Annotated in this window: 12 protein-coding genes and 7 tRNA genes; 2 read left to right on the plus strand and 17 right to left on the minus strand. The window is 54.3% G+C overall.

Annotation, left to right across the window (positions count from 1 at the left end; genetic code table 11):
* Positions 1-9 precede the first annotated feature (9 nt).
* The gene (gene leuS / locus DEU53_RS00485) at positions 10-2,592 is read right to left on the minus strand and encodes a leucine--tRNA ligase (protein WP_110866426.1); all 2,583 of its coding nucleotides are present in this window, start codon (positions 2,590-2,592) and stop codon (positions 10-12) included.
* 222 nt (positions 2,593-2,814) lie between these two features.
* Here leuS and DEU53_RS00490 point away from each other — a divergent pair, with 222 nt between their 5' ends.
* The gene (locus tag DEU53_RS00490; RefSeq protein ID WP_007890691.1) at positions 2,815-3,297 is read left to right on the plus strand and encodes a zinc ribbon-containing protein; all 483 of its coding nucleotides are present in this window, start codon (positions 2,815-2,817) and stop codon (positions 3,295-3,297) included.
* An 85-nt stretch (positions 3,298-3,382) separates the two neighbouring features.
* Here the strand turns inward: DEU53_RS00490 and DEU53_RS00495 are convergent, their stop codons facing one another.
* From DEU53_RS00495 to miaB, 9 genes are all read right to left on the minus strand, one after another.
* Positions 3,383-4,108, minus strand: coding sequence for an amino acid ABC transporter ATP-binding protein (locus DEU53_RS00495; RefSeq protein WP_008103661.1), 726 nt, complete (start codon positions 4,106-4,108; stop codon positions 3,383-3,385).
* Positions 4,109-4,786: a glutamate/aspartate ABC transporter permease GltK gene (gene gltK, locus DEU53_RS00500; RefSeq protein WP_101763247.1), complete on the minus strand. Its 678-nt coding sequence runs from the start codon at positions 4,784-4,786 to the stop codon at positions 4,109-4,111.
* Entirely contained in the window at positions 4,786-5,526 is a 741-nt protein-coding gene (locus tag DEU53_RS00505; RefSeq protein ID WP_061717388.1) for an amino acid ABC transporter permease, read from the minus strand. The genes gltK and DEU53_RS00505 overlap by 1 nt, the downstream gene beginning before the upstream one ends.
* A 161-nt stretch (positions 5,527-5,687) precedes the next feature.
* A complete protein-coding gene (locus tag DEU53_RS00510) occupies positions 5,688-6,581 on the minus strand; it encodes a glutamate/aspartate ABC transporter substrate-binding protein (protein ID WP_101763246.1) in 894 nt (297 codons plus the stop codon).
* 437 nt (positions 6,582-7,018) lie between these two features.
* Positions 7,019-8,545, minus strand: a complete 1,527-nt coding sequence (gene lnt / locus DEU53_RS00515) for an apolipoprotein N-acyltransferase (RefSeq protein WP_110865719.1) — start codon at positions 8,543-8,545, stop codon at positions 7,019-7,021.
* A gap of 4 nt (positions 8,546-8,549) precedes the next feature.
* Positions 8,550-9,431, minus strand: a complete 882-nt coding sequence (gene corC, locus DEU53_RS00520) for a CNNM family magnesium/cobalt transport protein CorC (protein ID WP_110865720.1) — start codon at positions 9,429-9,431, stop codon at positions 8,550-8,552.
* A gap of 82 nt (positions 9,432-9,513) precedes the next feature.
* A complete protein-coding gene (ybeY, locus tag DEU53_RS00525) occupies positions 9,514-9,987 on the minus strand; it encodes an rRNA maturation RNase YbeY (protein WP_008103651.1) in 474 nt (157 codons plus the stop codon).
* Positions 9,984-11,057, minus strand: a complete 1,074-nt coding sequence (locus DEU53_RS00530; RefSeq protein ID WP_101763243.1) for a PhoH family protein — start codon at positions 11,055-11,057, stop codon at positions 9,984-9,986. The genes ybeY and DEU53_RS00530 overlap by 4 nt, the downstream gene beginning before the upstream one ends.
* A 207-nt stretch (positions 11,058-11,264) precedes the next feature.
* Complete coding sequence (gene miaB, locus DEU53_RS00535; RefSeq protein WP_110865721.1) at positions 11,265-12,689, minus strand: tRNA (N6-isopentenyl adenosine(37)-C2)-methylthiotransferase MiaB; 1,425 nt, start codon at positions 12,687-12,689, stop codon at positions 11,265-11,267.
* 169 nt (positions 12,690-12,858) lie between these two features.
* On the opposite strand from miaB, the gene ubiF reads away from it, so the two are divergent.
* Positions 12,859-14,031, plus strand: a complete 1,173-nt coding sequence (ubiF, locus tag DEU53_RS00540) for a 3-demethoxyubiquinol 3-hydroxylase (RefSeq protein WP_110865722.1) — start codon at positions 12,859-12,861, stop codon at positions 14,029-14,031.
* A gap of 105 nt (positions 14,032-14,136) precedes the next feature.
* On the opposite strand, the gene DEU53_RS00545 is transcribed toward ubiF, so the two are convergent.
* From DEU53_RS00545 to DEU53_RS00575, 7 genes are all read right to left on the minus strand, one after another.
* Positions 14,137-14,211: transfer RNA gene (locus DEU53_RS00545), tRNA-Gln, on the minus strand.
* Between the two features lie 28 nt (positions 14,212-14,239).
* A tRNA-Gln gene (locus DEU53_RS00550) sits at positions 14,240-14,314 on the minus strand.
* Positions 14,315-14,320: 6 nt separating this feature from the next.
* Positions 14,321-14,397: transfer RNA gene (locus tag DEU53_RS00555), tRNA-Met, on the minus strand.
* Between the two features lie 26 nt (positions 14,398-14,423).
* Positions 14,424-14,498 (minus strand) — tRNA-Gln (locus DEU53_RS00560).
* Between the two features lie 34 nt (positions 14,499-14,532).
* A tRNA-Gln gene (locus tag DEU53_RS00565) sits at positions 14,533-14,607 on the minus strand.
* Positions 14,608-14,628: 21 nt separating this feature from the next.
* Positions 14,629-14,713: transfer RNA gene (locus DEU53_RS00570), tRNA-Leu, on the minus strand.
* Positions 14,714-14,720: 7 nt separating this feature from the next.
* Positions 14,721-14,797, minus strand: a tRNA-Met gene (locus DEU53_RS00575).
* Positions 14,798-14,828: the final 31 nt, after the last annotated feature.

Genomic DNA, 14,828 nt, shown 5'->3' on the forward strand with positions numbered 1-14,828 from the left:
CTCCTGAACTTAACCTACGACCAGGTTAAGCAGTTTGCCAGGGACATAAATCACTTTACGAATGGTGACGCCATCCAGATATTTCGCCACCAAATGCTCCTGCGCAGCACGCGCCTGCACCTGCTCCTGCGTGGCATCCGGCGCAACGGTAATCTTGCCGCGCACTTTGCCATTCACCTGCACCACCACCAGCAGCGAATCTTCCACCATGGCCGCTTCATCGGCTACCGGCCAGCTGGCTTCGTCGATGCTGCCTTCGCCGCCCAGCGCTTGCCACAATACATAGCTGGCGTGCGGGGTGAATGGATAGAGCAGACGCGTCACCGCGACCAGCGCTTCCTGCAGCAGCGCGCGATCTTGCTCGCTCTCCTGCGGGGCACGGATCAGTTTGTTCATCAGCTCCATAATGGCAGCGATAGCGGTGTTGAACGTCTGACGACGACCCACATCATCGGCCACTTTGGCGATGGTTTTGTGCAGATCGCGACGCAGCGCTTTCTGGTCGTCATTCAGGTTATTGACGTCCAGCGCCACGGTCGCGCCTTTCGCAATGTGCTCGTAAGCCAGTTTCCATACGCGCTTCAGGAAACGGTTAGCACCTTCAACACCCGATTCCTGCCACTCCAGCGTCATCTCTGCTGGCGAAGCAAACATCATGAACAGACGAACGGTATCTGCACCGTAACGCTCAACCATCAGCTGGGGATCGATGCCGTTGTTTTTCGACTTCGACATTTTGCTCATGCCGGCGTAAACCACTTCACGACCTTCGTTGTCGGTGGCTTTGATAATGCGGCCTTTCTCGTCGCGTTCTACGGTCACGTCAACCGGAGAAACCCAGTTACGCTCGCCGTTCACGCCGAGGTAGTAGAACGCATCAGCCAGCACCATGCCCTGACACAGCAGGCGTTTGGCCGGCTCATCAGAGTTCACCAGGCCAGCATCACGCAGCAGCTTGTGATAGAAGCGGAAATACATCAGGTGCATGATGGCGTGTTCGATACCGCCAACATACTGATCGACCGGCAACCAGTAGTTTGCCGCCGCCGGATCCAACATGCCTTCATGGTAGTTGGCGCAGGTATAACGCGCGTAGTACCAGGATGACTCCATAAAGGTGTCAAAGGTGTCGGTTTCACGAAGCGCAGGCTGGCCATTAACGGTGGTTTTGGCCCACTCAGGATCGGCTTTGATTGGGCTGGTGATACCATCCATCACCACGTCTTCTGGCAGGATGACCGGCAACTGATCTTCTGGTGTTGGCATCACGGTGCCATTTTCCAACGTCACCATTGGAATTGGCGCGCCCCAGTAACGTTGACGGGAAACGCCCCAGTCGCGCAGACGGTAATTGACTTTACGCACGCCCACGCCTTTGGCAGCCAGCGCATCGGCGATGGCGTTAAAGCCCGCCTGATGATCCAGACCGTTGTATTCACCCGAGTTGAACAGCGCGCCTTTTTCGGTCATCGCGGCAGCACTCAGGTCCGGTTCAGAACCGTCGAGATTCAGGATCACCGGCTTGATGTTCAGGTTGTACTTGGTGGCGAACTCCCAGTCACGCTGATCGTGGCCTGGAACAGCCATTACCGCGCCGGTGCCGTATTCCATCAGCACGAAGTTAGCGACCCACACCGGAATTTCTTCACCGGTCAGCGGATGGATAGCGAACAGGCCGGTGGCCACGCCTTTCTTCTCCATCGTTGCCATGTCGGCTTCGGCGACTTTGGTGGTACGGCATTCGTCGATAAATTCAGCCAGCGCAGGATTAGTGGCAGCTGCTTGCTGCGCCAGTGGGTGACCTGCGGCAACCGCCACATAGGTTGCACCCATAAAGGTATCTGGACGGGTGGTGTAAACGGTCAGCTTCTCAGCGCTGTTGGCAACGTCAAAGGTGATTTCTACGCCTTCAGAGCGGCCAATCCAGTTGCGCTGCATGGTTTTGACCTGCTCCGGCCAATCTTCCAGCTTATCGAGATCGTTGAGCAGCTCTTCCGCATAAGCGGTGATTTTGACGAACCACTGTGGGATCTCTTTGCGCTCAACTTTGGTATCACAGCGCCAGCAGCAGCCGTCGATAACCTGTTCGTTGGCCAGCACGGTCTGATCGTTCGGGCACCAGTTCACCGCCGAGGTCTTTTTATAGACCATGTTTTTTTCATACAGCTTAGTGAAGAACCACTGTTCCCAGCGATAGTATTCTGGCTGGCAGGTCGCCAGTTCGCGGCTCCAGTCATAGCCAAAACCCAGTAATTTCAGCTGGTTCTTCATGTAAGCGATATTGTCGTACGTCCACGGCGCCGGCGCCGTGTTGTTTTTCACCGCAGCGCCTTCGGCTGGCAGACCAAACGCATCCCAGCCAATTGGCTGCAGAACGTTTTTGCCGAGCATACGCTGGTAACGTGCAATCACATCGCCAATGGTGTAATTACGCACGTGCCCCATGTGCAGGCGGCCAGAAGGATAGGGCAGCATCGAAAGGCAATAATATTTCTCTTTGCCTTCCTGCTCGGTCACTTTAAAGGTTTCGTTTTCGTCCCAGTGTTGTTGGACGCGGGATTCTATCTCTTCCGGGCGGTATTGCTCTTGCATGGCTGCCTGTGGTCCTTTGTGAAAATCGCTAAGCATACTTTTAGATCCGCATAGCATACCCATAAGGCTGCGCCTCAACAACTTTTCACGCCCTCGCCGGCCGGATTTCTGCCGAATGCGCCGCCGCTTTCACCCTTTTGTGATTTCTCCGCTTGCTGTCGATGCAATTGTGACAAAACCGCTAAACTTAATAGCAGTATCCGCAGCGGAAAGGAGAATAAAATGAATAACGTGGCGCAGGAATACCGTGCAACGATTGAAGCATTATCCCAACGATTGGATCATGGCGAGCGCGATGTTGATGCGTTGGTGGCCGAGGCGCGGCAAAGTTTGCTGGCGAAAAAAACGCTGTCACCCGCCGAGGTCAATGAAGTGATGCGCGCCGTGCGGCGCGATTTACACGAGTTTGCGCTGAGCTATCAGGAGTCTTCTGATGTGGTCGGCGATTCAGTGTTTTTGCGCGTGATTCGTGAAAGCCTGTGGAAAGAGCTGGCGGATATCACCGATAAAAGTCAGCTCGAGTGGCGTGAAGTGTTTCAGGATTTGCGCCATCACGGCGTCTACCAGAGCGGTGAAGTGGTGGGGCTGGGGAATTTAGTCTGTGAGAAGTGCGGCTTCACACGGGCGATTTATACGCCAGAGAGCTTAACGCGCTGCCCGGAGTGCGGGCACGATCAGTTCCAGCGCCAGCCGTTTGAACCCTGATTTTATGAATGTATAACCCCCGCGCGATGAATCGCGCCGCTACGGGTACGAGCACTTATCGTAGCGGCGCGATTTATTGCGCTAATCAGTGCAAGATCTTCGCCAGGAAGTCTTTCGCACGATCGGATTGCGGATTGTTAAAGAAGTCATCCTTATTGGTGTCTTCGATAATTTTCCCTTCATCCATAAAGATCACGCGGTTAGCGACTTTGCGCGCAAAGCCCATTTCATGCGTTACCACCATCATGGTCATGCCTTCATTCGCCAGCTCAACCATCACGTCCAACACTTCGTTGATCATTTCAGGATCAAGCGCTGACGTCGGCTCATCAAACAGCATCGCCACCGGATCCATGCACAACGCACGCGCGATTGCTACGCGCTGCTGCTGGCCGCCGGAAAGCTGGCCGGGAAACTTATCCGCGTGCGCAGAGAGCCCAACGCGTTTTAGCAAGCCCTGCGCTTTCTCACGTGAGGCCGCTTTATCACGCTTCAGCACTTTGACCTGCGCCAGCGTCAGGTTCTCGATGATGCTGAGATGAGGGAACAGCTCGAAATGCTGGAACACCATGCCCACTTTGCTACGCAATTGAGCGAGGTTGGTTTTTTTGTTGTTCACTTCGGTGCCGGTCACCTGAATGCTGCCCTTTTGAATCGGCTCCAGGCCGTTCACGGTTTTAATCAGCGTTGATTTACCTGAGCCAGACGGGCCGCAGACCACTACCACTTCACCTTTTTTCACTTCGGTGGAGCAGTCGGTCAGCACCTGAAAGTGCCCATACCACTTTGAAACATTTTTCAGGCTAATCATTTAAACCGTCCTCTTTCTTTTCAGATAGGTAACCAACAGCGAAGCGCTCAGGCTGATCACAAAGTAGACCAGACCAGCAAACAAAATCATTTCAACCTGGGTTCCGTCACGCTCACCTATGGTTGAAGCGGTGCGGAAGAAATCGGCCAGGCTCAGTACATACACCAGCGACGTATCCTGGAACAGCACGATGCCCTGCGTCAGCAGCAGCGGCACCATGGCGCGGAACGCCTGCGGCAATACGATCAGTTTCATCGATTGCCAGTGCGTCATGCCGAGCGCCAGCGCGGCATTGGACTGCCCGCGTGAGATGCTCTGAATACCGGCGCGGATGATTTCCGAGTAGTACGCGGCCTCAAATAGCGCAAATGCCACCATGGCAGAAATCAGGCGGATATCTGATTTAGGCGATAAGCCCAGCACCTGTTGCAGGAAGGCGGGCACCACCAAATAGAACCACAGCAGCACCATCACCAAGGGTACGGAGCGGAACAGGTTAACGTACAGCTTGGCAAACCAGCGTATCGGCGCAATTGGCGACAAGCGCATCACCGCCAAAATCGTGCCCCAGATAATGCCAAACACCACGGCAATCGCGGTGATCTTGAAGGTAATGATCAACCCATTCCACAAGTAAGGGAGGCTGGGAACAATTGAACTCCAGTCAAACTCGTACATTATTTGCCTCCCATATTGCCAGGCAGGCGAATTTTGCGTTCTACCACACTCATAATCAGCATGATGACCAGGTTAATGCCGACGTACGCCAGAGTGATGGCGGTAAAGGATTCATAGGCATGCGCGGAGTAATCCAGCAGCTTGCCGGCCTGCGCCGCCATATCCACCAGTCCGATGGTTGAGGCGATTGCCGAGTTCTTCACCAGATTAAGCATTTCCGACGTCATCGGCGGCACAATCACGCGATAGGCATTCGGCAGCAGCACGTAGCGATAGGTTTGCGGCAGCGTCAGGCCCATCGCCAGGCCGGCGTTTTTCTGACCGCGTGGCAGCGACTGAATCGCCGCGCGTACCTGTTCACAGACGCGCGCTGCGGTGAACAAACCAAGGCAAATCGTCGAGGAGACGAAGAACTGAATGTTGGGATCCAATTCTGACTTAAACCACATGCCCAGCTTTTCGCCCACCAGTTCTGGCGCAACCAGATACCAGAAGAAGAACTGCACAATCAGCGGGATATTACGGAATAGCTCCACGTAGCAGGTGCCAATTGCCGCCAACAGGCGGTTGGGCACGGTACGCAGAATGCCAAATAAGGAACCTACCAGGAAGGCGATAATCCAGGCGCAGCAGGACACCGCAATGGTGACCTGAAAACCGGACCACAGCCAGCCGAGGTAAGTCGTATTGCCGAACGGGGCCTGTTCAAGAAAAATGCCCCAGTTCCAATCGATACCCATAACGAGCTCCGGTAAAAAAAGGGTAGCGAGGCTACCCATAAGATTGTTGAGCGGTGTCTTGCATCCTGCTTCAGGGGAACGGCCTGTTACAGTCTGTCTGTCCGCACCGCATGTTCAGCAATCGAGAGGGCAGCGGGGCTGCCCTTGTTGTCGTTGTTAATTCAGAGTGCTTTGTCGTTCGGTGCTTTGAACAGGGCCTGCATATCGCTTGAGAGTTCGAAGTTCAGGTTCAGATTCTTCGGTGGAATCGGTTTTTTGAACCAGGTTTCAAACCATTTTGAGGCTTCGCCAGAGGTTTGCGCTTTAGCAATGGTTTCATCCATCAGCTGTTTGAACTGTGGATCCTGATTACGCAGCATGCAGCCGTAAGCTTCTTTCGACTGCGGTGTACCCACGATGTCCCAGTTGTCTGGCTTCTTGGCTTTGGCACGTTCACCTGCCAGCAGCGCGTCATCCATCATGAAGGCCACAGCACGACCGGTTTCCAGCGTACGGAAAGAATCGCCATGGTCTTTCGCGCTGATGATGCGCATATCCATTTTTTGCTCGTCGTTCAGTTTGTGCAGCAGAACTTCTGAAGTGGTACCGGAGGTCACGACAACGGTTTTACCCTTCAGATCAGGGAAATCTTTGATGTCGCCGCCTTTTTTCACCAGCAGACGCGTACCGATGATGAACACGGTGTCAGAGAATGCCGCTTGCTTCTGACGCTCCAGGTTGTTGGTGGTAGAACCGCACTCAAAATCGTAAGTTCCGTTCTGCAACAGAGGAATACGGTTCTGCGAAGTAATCGGCAGCATTTTGATCTGCAAATCAGGCTTATTAAGTTTGGCTTTAATCGCCGCGATGATGGCGTTTGAATAATCCTGTGAATAGCCAACCACTTTTTGCTGGTTGTCATAGTAAGAAAAGGGAACTGATGATTCACGATGCCCAACGACGATCACGCCGCTATCATTGATTTTTTTCAGGGTACCGGTGAGATCTTCCGCCTGGGCCGCTCCCGCTGCTGCTCCCAACAGCAAAAGAGATAATGCCACTTTGCGTATCTGCATGTTCCAACTCCTTCGTATGGATGTCGCGCAGAACATAAACTGCGCAGATTGTGATGTTGTGTGTATTTCGTGCTGCTTTTTTTGTTATCCCATAGCGCAACCGCACGCAGGATAGTGATTAACATAGCGAATTGTTAACGCAATGAAACAAAAAAGTTTCTTTTTTGCGAGCCGCTCCGCACCAATAAAAGGCAAAAATTCCCCGATGCGCTAATAGAGTGCGCATCATTGCCATAAATTAGTGCGTAAAGGTTGCACTACGCTGACAAAAGCCGATGTTTACGAAAATCACTGAAATAAATAGCAATGATCGTGCCAGCACGATGAAGAAGTGTAAAAAGCCAGCAGAGAATCGGGGAAAGCACCACGGAAGGAAGAGAAAACAGCGCATAAAAAAGGCGAAGTATTCACTTCGCCTGTTTGCATAGCTGCCTGAACTAATGGCGACGGCGCAGAATGGCCACCACGATGCTAATCAACGTCACTAGCCACACTGGCCAGATGCCCGCTTTCGCATACGGCGTTTCACCCGTGGTTGGCGTGACTTTGGCTTCCAGCACATCGCGTGTGAACTGCGGCAGCTCCTTCTCCACTTCACCGTTGGCATTCACTACCGCTGTGACACCGTTATTGGTGGAGCGCAGTAACGGACGTCCCAGCTCCAGCGCACGCATGCGCGCCATCTGGAAATGCTGCCACGGCCCGATGGAGTGACCGAACCAGGCATCGTTGGAGACGGTCAGCAGGAAGTTGGTATCGGGACGGAAGTTGGCGCGCACTTGTTCGCCCAGCACGATCTCATAGCAGATAGCGCTGGTCAGGTGATAACCCGCTACTTTCAGCTGCGGCTGGACATAGGCGCCACGGCTGAAGGAGGACATCGGCAAATCGAAGAACGGCGCCAGCGGACGCAGCAACGCTTCCAGCGGCACAAACTCACCAAATGGCACCAGATGATTCTTCTGATAGCGGTTCTGGCTTTGATAGCTGTAAGGCTGCTCGCCACCCAGCACAATTACCGAGTTATAGTCGTGATAGCGATTATCGCCTTCCACGCGAGAATCCACGATACCGGTAATCAGTGAGCTGCCGCGCGCGCGCAGGTCAGCATCCAGCGCCCGCAGGAACGGCTGCTGGTTGCTTTCCAGATCGGTAATCGCTGATTCGGGCCAGATAATGATCGGTGCTTTGCCGATAAACGGCTGGCTATAGGAGGTGTAAACGCGCAGCGTGTTCAGCAGTTGCTGCGGATCCCACTTCATCGACTGCGGAATATTGCCTTGCACCATCGCAACATCAACGCTGCGTTCCGGCAGCGGCTGATACCACTGCATCATGCGCAGCGGCCACGGCAGTAACAGCAGGAGCGCGGCGGCTATCAAGCTTTTCACGGTACGATGATGCAGCGCGTGCACCAGCAAGCCGGCGATCACCATCAACAGGAAGGTAATGGTTTCAACGCCTGCGAGCGGCGCGAGGCCTTTGAGCGGACCGTCAATCTGGCTGTAGCCAAACTGCAGCCACGGAAAGCCGGTGAGCACCCAACCGCGCAGGAATTCGCTAATCTGCCACAGCGCGGGTGCCGCTAAAGCCAATCGCCAGATTGTGGCGCGCGGCCAGAAACGGTTGAGCAGGATGGCAAACAGCATCGGATAAAGCGATAGATAAGCCGCCAGCAGAATCACCAGCAAGATGTTTACCGGGCCGGGCATGCCGCCAAAGGTGGCGATGCTGACGTAAACCCAATTGATGCCGCTGCCAAACAGTCCAAAGCCCCAAACGAAGCCGATTGCCGCAGCCTGCGCAGTGCGACGTTCCAGCAGCAACAGTTGCAGACCAAACAGCGAAATTATCGCCGCAGGCCAGAAATCGTAGGGGGAAAAGGAAAGGGTGCCAATGGCACCCGTAACTAACGCCAGCAGCAGGCGAACCCGCTGCTGCGAGTAAAGAGAGGCTAAAGCCATAACGTTATTCGTCTTCCAGTTGCGGTTGTGGTGAGTCTTCCGGAATTTTTACATGCACCTGGATGATACGGCGGCTGTCAGCCATGGCGACTTTGAACTGATAGCCATCAATGACAATACTTTCGCCGCGAGCGGGAAGGTGGCCGAATCCCTGCATGACCAATCCGCCAATGGTATCGACTTCGTCATCGCTGAAATCGGTGCCAAAGACCTCATTAAAATCTTCAATTTGCGTTAAGGCGCGCATGGTGTAGGTGTAACGATTGAGCTGGCGGATATCACGATCTTCTTCATCGTCATACTCATCTTCAATTTCGCCAACAATCAGCTCAAGAATATCTTCAATGGTCACCAGACCAGAGACGCCACCAAATTCATCAATGACAATCGCCATGTGATAACGCTGCGAGCGGAACTCCTTCAGCATGCGATCGACGCGCTTGCTTTCAGGAACCACCACGGCGGTGCGCAGCACTTTTTCCATGCTGAACGGCTCAGACGCGCTGGCCATAAACGGCAGCAGGTCTTTGGCCATCAAAATGCCTTCAACATGGTCTTTGTCTTCGCTGATCACCGGGAAGCGTGAGTGGGCGGATATAATAATCACCGCAAGGCACTCTTCCAGCGTTTGGTTGCGTTTCAGGGTGATCATTTGCGAGCGAGGGATCATGATGTCGCGCACGCGCTGTTCGGCAATGTCCAGCACCCCTTCGAGCATGTCGCGGGTGTCCTGATCAATCAGCTCTTTTTGCTCAGAATCGCGGATTAACCCCAGCAGTTCATCACGGTTTTTGGGTTCACCGTGAAACAGTTGGTTGATTAACAGGGAGAAAAATCCCTTTTTACTACTGGGTGCGTCGCTGTTTTGAGAATGGTCGTCGCTCATGGCGTTTTTATTTCGTTCTCTCTAATGAGGGATTGGGGCTGCTGGCATCCGCGCCAGCAGCGCAATAACCTGAACCAGCGGCTCAGGCGTCTTCTTTCTCCGAAATGTACGGATCAGGATAACCAAGAGCAAGCATTATCTCGGTCTCCAGCGCCTCCATCTCTTCGGCTTCTTCATCTTCGATATGGTCGTAACCCAGCAGATGCAGCGTACCGTGCACCACCATATGCGCCCAGTGGGCTTCGACGGTTTTGCCTTGTTCAGCAGCCTCTTGCTCGACAACCTGACGGCAAATAATCAGATCGCCGAGCAGTGGCAGTTCAATTCCCGGCGGTGCTTCAAACGGGAATGACAGCACGTTGGTCGGCTTATCTTTGCCGCGATAAGTCAGATTAAGCTCATTACTCTCGGCTTCATCCACCAGACGAATCGTGACTTCGCTTTCTGGTTGAAACGGCGTTACCGCCGCTTCCAGCCAGCGTTGAAAATCACTCTCAGCTGGCAGATGGTTTTCATCGGCGCAGGCCAGTTGTAAATCAAGAATCACCGCGCTCATGAACGCTCCTGCGGGCTGGTTTGGCTGGCAAGCTGAGCCGCGATAGCTTCGCGTTTGCGCTCTTCTGCCTGTTGATCACGGCGTTTCTGATCGGCGGTTTCCCAGGCTTCATAAGCATTCACGATGCGTGCGACAACCGGATGACGCACCACGTCTTCGCTGTGGAAAAAGTTAAAGCTAATCTCATCGACTTCTGCCAGCACTTCAATGGCGTGGCGCAGGCCGGATTTGGTGCTGCGCGGCAAGTCAATCTGCGTGATATCGCCGGTAATGACCGCTTTCGAATTAAAGCCGATACGCGTCAGGAACATCTTCATCTGTTCGATAGTGGTGTTCTGGCTCTCATCGAGAATCACAAAGGCGTCGTTCAGCGTGCGTCCGCGCATGTAGGCCAGCGGAGCCACTTCAATCACGTTGCGCTCAATCAGTTTCTCTACGCGCTCAAAGCCGAGCATTTCGAACAGCGCGTCGTACAGCGGGCGCAGATAGGGATCGACCTTCTGGCTGAGATCGCCGGGCAGGAAGCCGAGTTTCTCACCCGCTTCAACCGCCGGACGCGTCAGCAGAATACGGCGAATCTCCTGACGCTCCAGCGCATCCACTGCGGCAGCGACCGCCAGATAGGTTTTACCGGTACCGGCCGGGCCGATACCAAAGGTAATGTCGTGCGAGAAGATATTGGCGATGTATTGCGCCTGGTTAGGCGTACGCGGTTTGATTACGCCACGCTTGGTTTTGATGTTCACCGCTTTGCCGAATTCCGGCACGCTCTCAGCGCTCTGTTCCAGAACGCCGCTCTCTTTGATTGCCAGGTGAATCTGGTCCGGTTCGATATCTTTGATCTGACCGCGCATTGGGGCGGTATCAACATACAGCGTGCGCAGGATATTGACGGCAGCGTCCACACACAGCGAGCGGCCGGTAAGCGTGAATTGGTTGTCACGGCGTTTGATTTCAAGGCCCAAACGGCGCTCCAGCTGTTTCACATTGTCATCCATCGGACCGCACAAGCTCATCAGTCGTTGGTTATCTGCCGGTTCAAGGGCGATTTCACGCGTTTCGATATTCAAATGAATCCTTAAGGTCACTCAGGGCCAGTTGAAAAGGTGTGCCGGATGTCGAAGAGCAATCTCTCCACATCTTTATGAAATTATTTATGGCGCTGCGCACTGGCGCAAGCTTCAGAGTCGATATTTGGGCAGCACTTGTGGAAAGCAAGGGCCTGGGGATGAAACAGGCGACAGCGCTTTGTGCGCTATCGCTCAACGTTCGAGGTTTCAAGGCTGGAACAGTCCGACGCCGATGTCGTTCTCTTTGCGGGTACGCGCAATCACTGACGCCGGGCTTTCGGCCACACGGAGCGCCATTTGATCTTCAATGCGCACCAGCACGCCGCGCAGGGAGCTGGCATAGACATCAACAATTTCGACATCAACAAACTTACCGATCATTTCAACCGGTGCTTCGAAGTTCACCACGCGGTTATTATCGGTGCGGCCGGTCAGTTCCATCACATTCTTACGCGAAATGCCTTCCACCAGCACGCGCTGCGTGGTGCCCAGCATGCGGCGGCTCCACGCCATCACCTGCTGATTGATGCGGTCCTGCAGGATGAAAAGACGCTGCTTTTTCTCCTCTTCCGTCACATCGTCGGGCAGATCGGCCGCCGGCGTGCCTGGGCGCATGGAGTAGATAAAGCTGAAGCTGACATCGAAATTCACTTCACCGACCAGCTTCATGGTCTGCTCAAAATCCTGCTGCGTTTCGCCGGGGAAACCGATGATGAAATCAGAGCTCAGCTGGATATCCGGACGTGCGGCTTTCAGCTTGCGGATAATCGCTTTGTACTCCAGTGCGGTGTGCGCGCGCTTCATCAGCGTCAGGATGCGATCTGATCCGCTCTGAACCGGCAGATGCAGGAAGCTCGCCAGCTCGGGTGTATCGCGGTAAACCTCGATGATGTCATCGGTAAATTCAATAGGATGGCTGGTGGTGAAGCGAATACGGTCAATGCCGTCGATCGCCGCCACTAAGCGCAGCAACTCAGCAAAGGTACAGATATCGCCATCAAAGGTGGCGCCGCGATAGGCGTTGACGTTCTGGCCCAACAGGTTAACTTCACGTACGCCCTGAGCGGCAAGCTGGGCGATTTCCAGCAGAATATCATCGCTCGGACGGCTGACTTCCTCGCCGCGCGTGTAAGGCACCACGCAGAAAGTACAATATTTGTTGCAGCCTTCCATGATCGACACAAAGGCGGTTGGGCCATCGGCGCGAGGTTCTGGCAGGCGATCAAACTTCTCAATTTCAGGGAAGCTGATGTCAACAACCGGGCTTTTACTGCCGCGCACGGTGTTAATCATCTCCGGCAGACGATGCAAGGTCTGCGGGCCAAAGACGATATCGACGTAACTGGCGCGCTGGCGCAGACGTTCACCTTCTTGTGAGGCCACGCAGCCACCCACGCCGATGATCAGATCGGGATTGCTAGCTTTCAGCTTTTTCCAACGGCCTAACAGAGCAAAAACCTTCTCCTGCGCCTTTTCACGGATGGAGCAGGTGTTGAGCAGCAGAACGTCCGCCTCTTCAGCTTCCTCGGTAAGGGTGTAGCCGTGCGTGCTGTTCAGCAGATCGGCCATCTTCGATGAATCGTATTCATTCATCTGACAGCCCCAGGTTTTGATGTGCAGTTTTTTGGTCATCGAACTAGCCATTGATTCAAGCGAAGTGCAGGGCGCGTATTGTAATGCTTCGACGCTGTTGTTACCAGGCTTCACGCATCTGCATCGCATCGCGCTGCTAATTTCCGGTACACTTTAGCTATCAACGTGATGCTGGAAGGTTTCACGGCAAAAAGAAGGATTAGAGTCGATGCAGGATTCACATTTTGATGTGGTGATCGTGGGCGGTGGCATGGTTGGTGCGGCGCTGGCGTGTGGCCTGGCGCAGCAGCAGTTTCGCGTAGCGGTCATTGAACGGGCGGAACCGGCAAGCTTTGATGCCGGCAGCGAGCCAGATGTGCGTATCTCCGCCATCGGTGCGTCGTCGGTTGCGCTGCTGCAGCAACTGGATGTCTGGCAACGTGTGCAGGCGATGCGCTGTGCGCCCTATCGCCAGCTGGAAACCTGGGAGTGGCAAAACGCGCATGTGAAGTTTGATGCGGCGTCGCTTGGGTTGCCCGAGCTGGGCTTTATGGTGGAAAACAGCGTGCTGCAGCGTGCGCTGTGGGAAAAAATGCAGCAACAGGGCATCACACTGATCTGCCCGGCGAGCTTGCAGGGTTTGCAGCCGCACAGCGCTGGCTGGCAGGTGCAACTCGATAACGGCCAAACGCTGGATGCGCGTTTAGTGGTCGGCGCAGATGGTGCTAACTCGCGTGTGCGTCAGTTAGCGGGTATTGGCGTGCGCGGCTGGAACTATGCGCAATCCTGCATGCTGATAAGCGTGGAGTGCGAGCAGGAGGCGGGCGATGCCACCTGGCAGCAGTTTACGCCGCAAGGGCCGCGCGCTTTCCTGCCGCTGTTTGATCGTCGTGCTTCGCTGGTGTGGTACGACGCGCCAGCACGAATTCGTCAGCTGCAAAGTTTGCCGCTCCCGCAACTGGAGAAAGAGATTGATGCTCACTTCCCGGCACGCGTTGGCCGTATTCAGGTCAAAACTGCGGCCTCTTTCCCGCTGGTGCGACGTCATGCAACACGTTATGTGATGCCGGGATTGGCGCTGGTGGGGGATGCGGCGCACACCATCAATCCGCTGGCCGGGCAGGGCGTTAATTTGGGCTATAGGGATGTGGATGCGTTGATCACGACGCTGGTCGAGGCGCGCAACCAGGCGGAGCTCTGGTCATCGGATGCTGTGCTGCAGCGTTATCATCGTCAGCGTTACAAAGATAATTTACTGATGCAGGGCGGTATGGATCTGTTCTACTTCGCGTTTAGCAATAAACTGCCGCCGCTGCGTTTTGCGCGAAACCTGGCGCTGATTGCGGCGGAGAATGCCGGAGCCTTGAAACGCAAGGTGCTGCGTTACGCATTAGGTTTGTGATTGTAGGGAGCGCATTGATGCGCTCCTGATCGAAAGTTTGCTCGCCATTCTTTGCCAAACGCAGAAAACAATAAAGCCCGCATAAGCGGGCTTTATTGTGCAATTTGGCTGGGGTGCAGGGATTCGAACCCCGGAATGCTGGTATCAGAAACCAGTGCCTTACCGCTTGGCGACACCCCAATAGGTGTTTGATCAAATTGTCTTTTTATGGCTGGGGTGCAGGGATTCGAACCCCGGAATGCTGGTATCAGAAACCAGAGCCTTACCGCTTGGCGACACCCCAATAATTTGGTGGCTACGACGGGATTTGAACCTGTGACCCCATCATTATGAGTGATGTGCTCTAACCAGCTGAGCTACGTAGCCTTTGTACTGCTTACTGCGTCCGACGATGGCTGGGATACCTGGATTCGAACCAGGGAATGCCGGTATCAAAAACCGGTGCCTTACCGCTTGGCGATATCCCATTCGTCGACTTTGTATCCACAACATAATCCGGATTGGCTGGGGTACCAGGATTCGAACCTGGGAATGCTGGTATCAAAAACCAGTGCCTTACCGCTTGGCGATACCCCATCCGGCTGCCGAAGACTGAAATGGTGCGGGAGGCGAGACTTGAACTCGCACACCTTGCGGCGCTAGAACCTAAATCTAGTGCGTCTACCAATTTCGCCACTCCCGCAAAAAGATGGTGGCTACGACGGGATTTGAACCTGTGACCCCATCATTATGAGTGATGTGCTCTAACCAGCTGAGCTACGTAGCCATCTTTTTCGCGTAACCTTCATCGGCGTTGC

It is taken from the genome of Pantoea sp. AG1095, assembly GCF_003208415.1.
GTDB classification, from domain to species: Bacteria; Pseudomonadota; Gammaproteobacteria; order Enterobacterales; family Enterobacteriaceae; genus Pantoea; species Pantoea leporis.

Bases quoted from the DNA above. Each gene is read 5' to 3' on its own strand.
- leuS (WP_110866426.1), bottom strand. From the start codon at position 2,592: ATGCAAGAGCAATACCGCCCGGAAGAGATAGAATCCCGCGTCCAACAA.
- DEU53_RS00490 (WP_007890691.1), top strand. From the start codon at position 2,815: ATGAATAACGTGGCGCAGGAATACCGTGCAACGATTGAAGCATTATCC.
- DEU53_RS00495 (WP_008103661.1), bottom strand. From the start codon at position 4,108: ATGATTAGCCTGAAAAATGTTTCAAAGTGGTATGGGCACTTTCAGGTG.
- gltK (WP_101763247.1), bottom strand. From the start codon at position 4,786: ATGTACGAGTTTGACTGGAGTTCAATTGTTCCCAGCCTCCCTTACTTG.
- DEU53_RS00505 (WP_061717388.1), bottom strand. From the start codon at position 5,526: ATGGGTATCGATTGGAACTGGGGCATTTTTCTTGAACAGGCCCCGTTC.
- DEU53_RS00510 (WP_101763246.1), bottom strand. From the start codon at position 6,581: ATGCAGATACGCAAAGTGGCATTATCTCTTTTGCTGTTGGGAGCAGCA.
- lnt (WP_110865719.1), bottom strand. From the start codon at position 8,545: ATGGCTTTAGCCTCTCTTTACTCGCAGCAGCGGGTTCGCCTGCTGCTG.
- corC (WP_110865720.1), bottom strand. From the start codon at position 9,431: ATGAGCGACGACCATTCTCAAAACAGCGACGCACCCAGTAGTAAAAAG.
- ybeY (WP_008103651.1), bottom strand. From the start codon at position 9,987: ATGAGCGCGGTGATTCTTGATTTACAACTGGCCTGCGCCGATGAAAAC.
- miaB (WP_110865721.1), bottom strand. From the start codon at position 12,689: ATGACCAAAAAACTGCACATCAAAACCTGGGGCTGTCAGATGAATGAA.
- ubiF (WP_110865722.1), top strand. From the start codon at position 12,859: ATGCAGGATTCACATTTTGATGTGGTGATCGTGGGCGGTGGCATGGTT.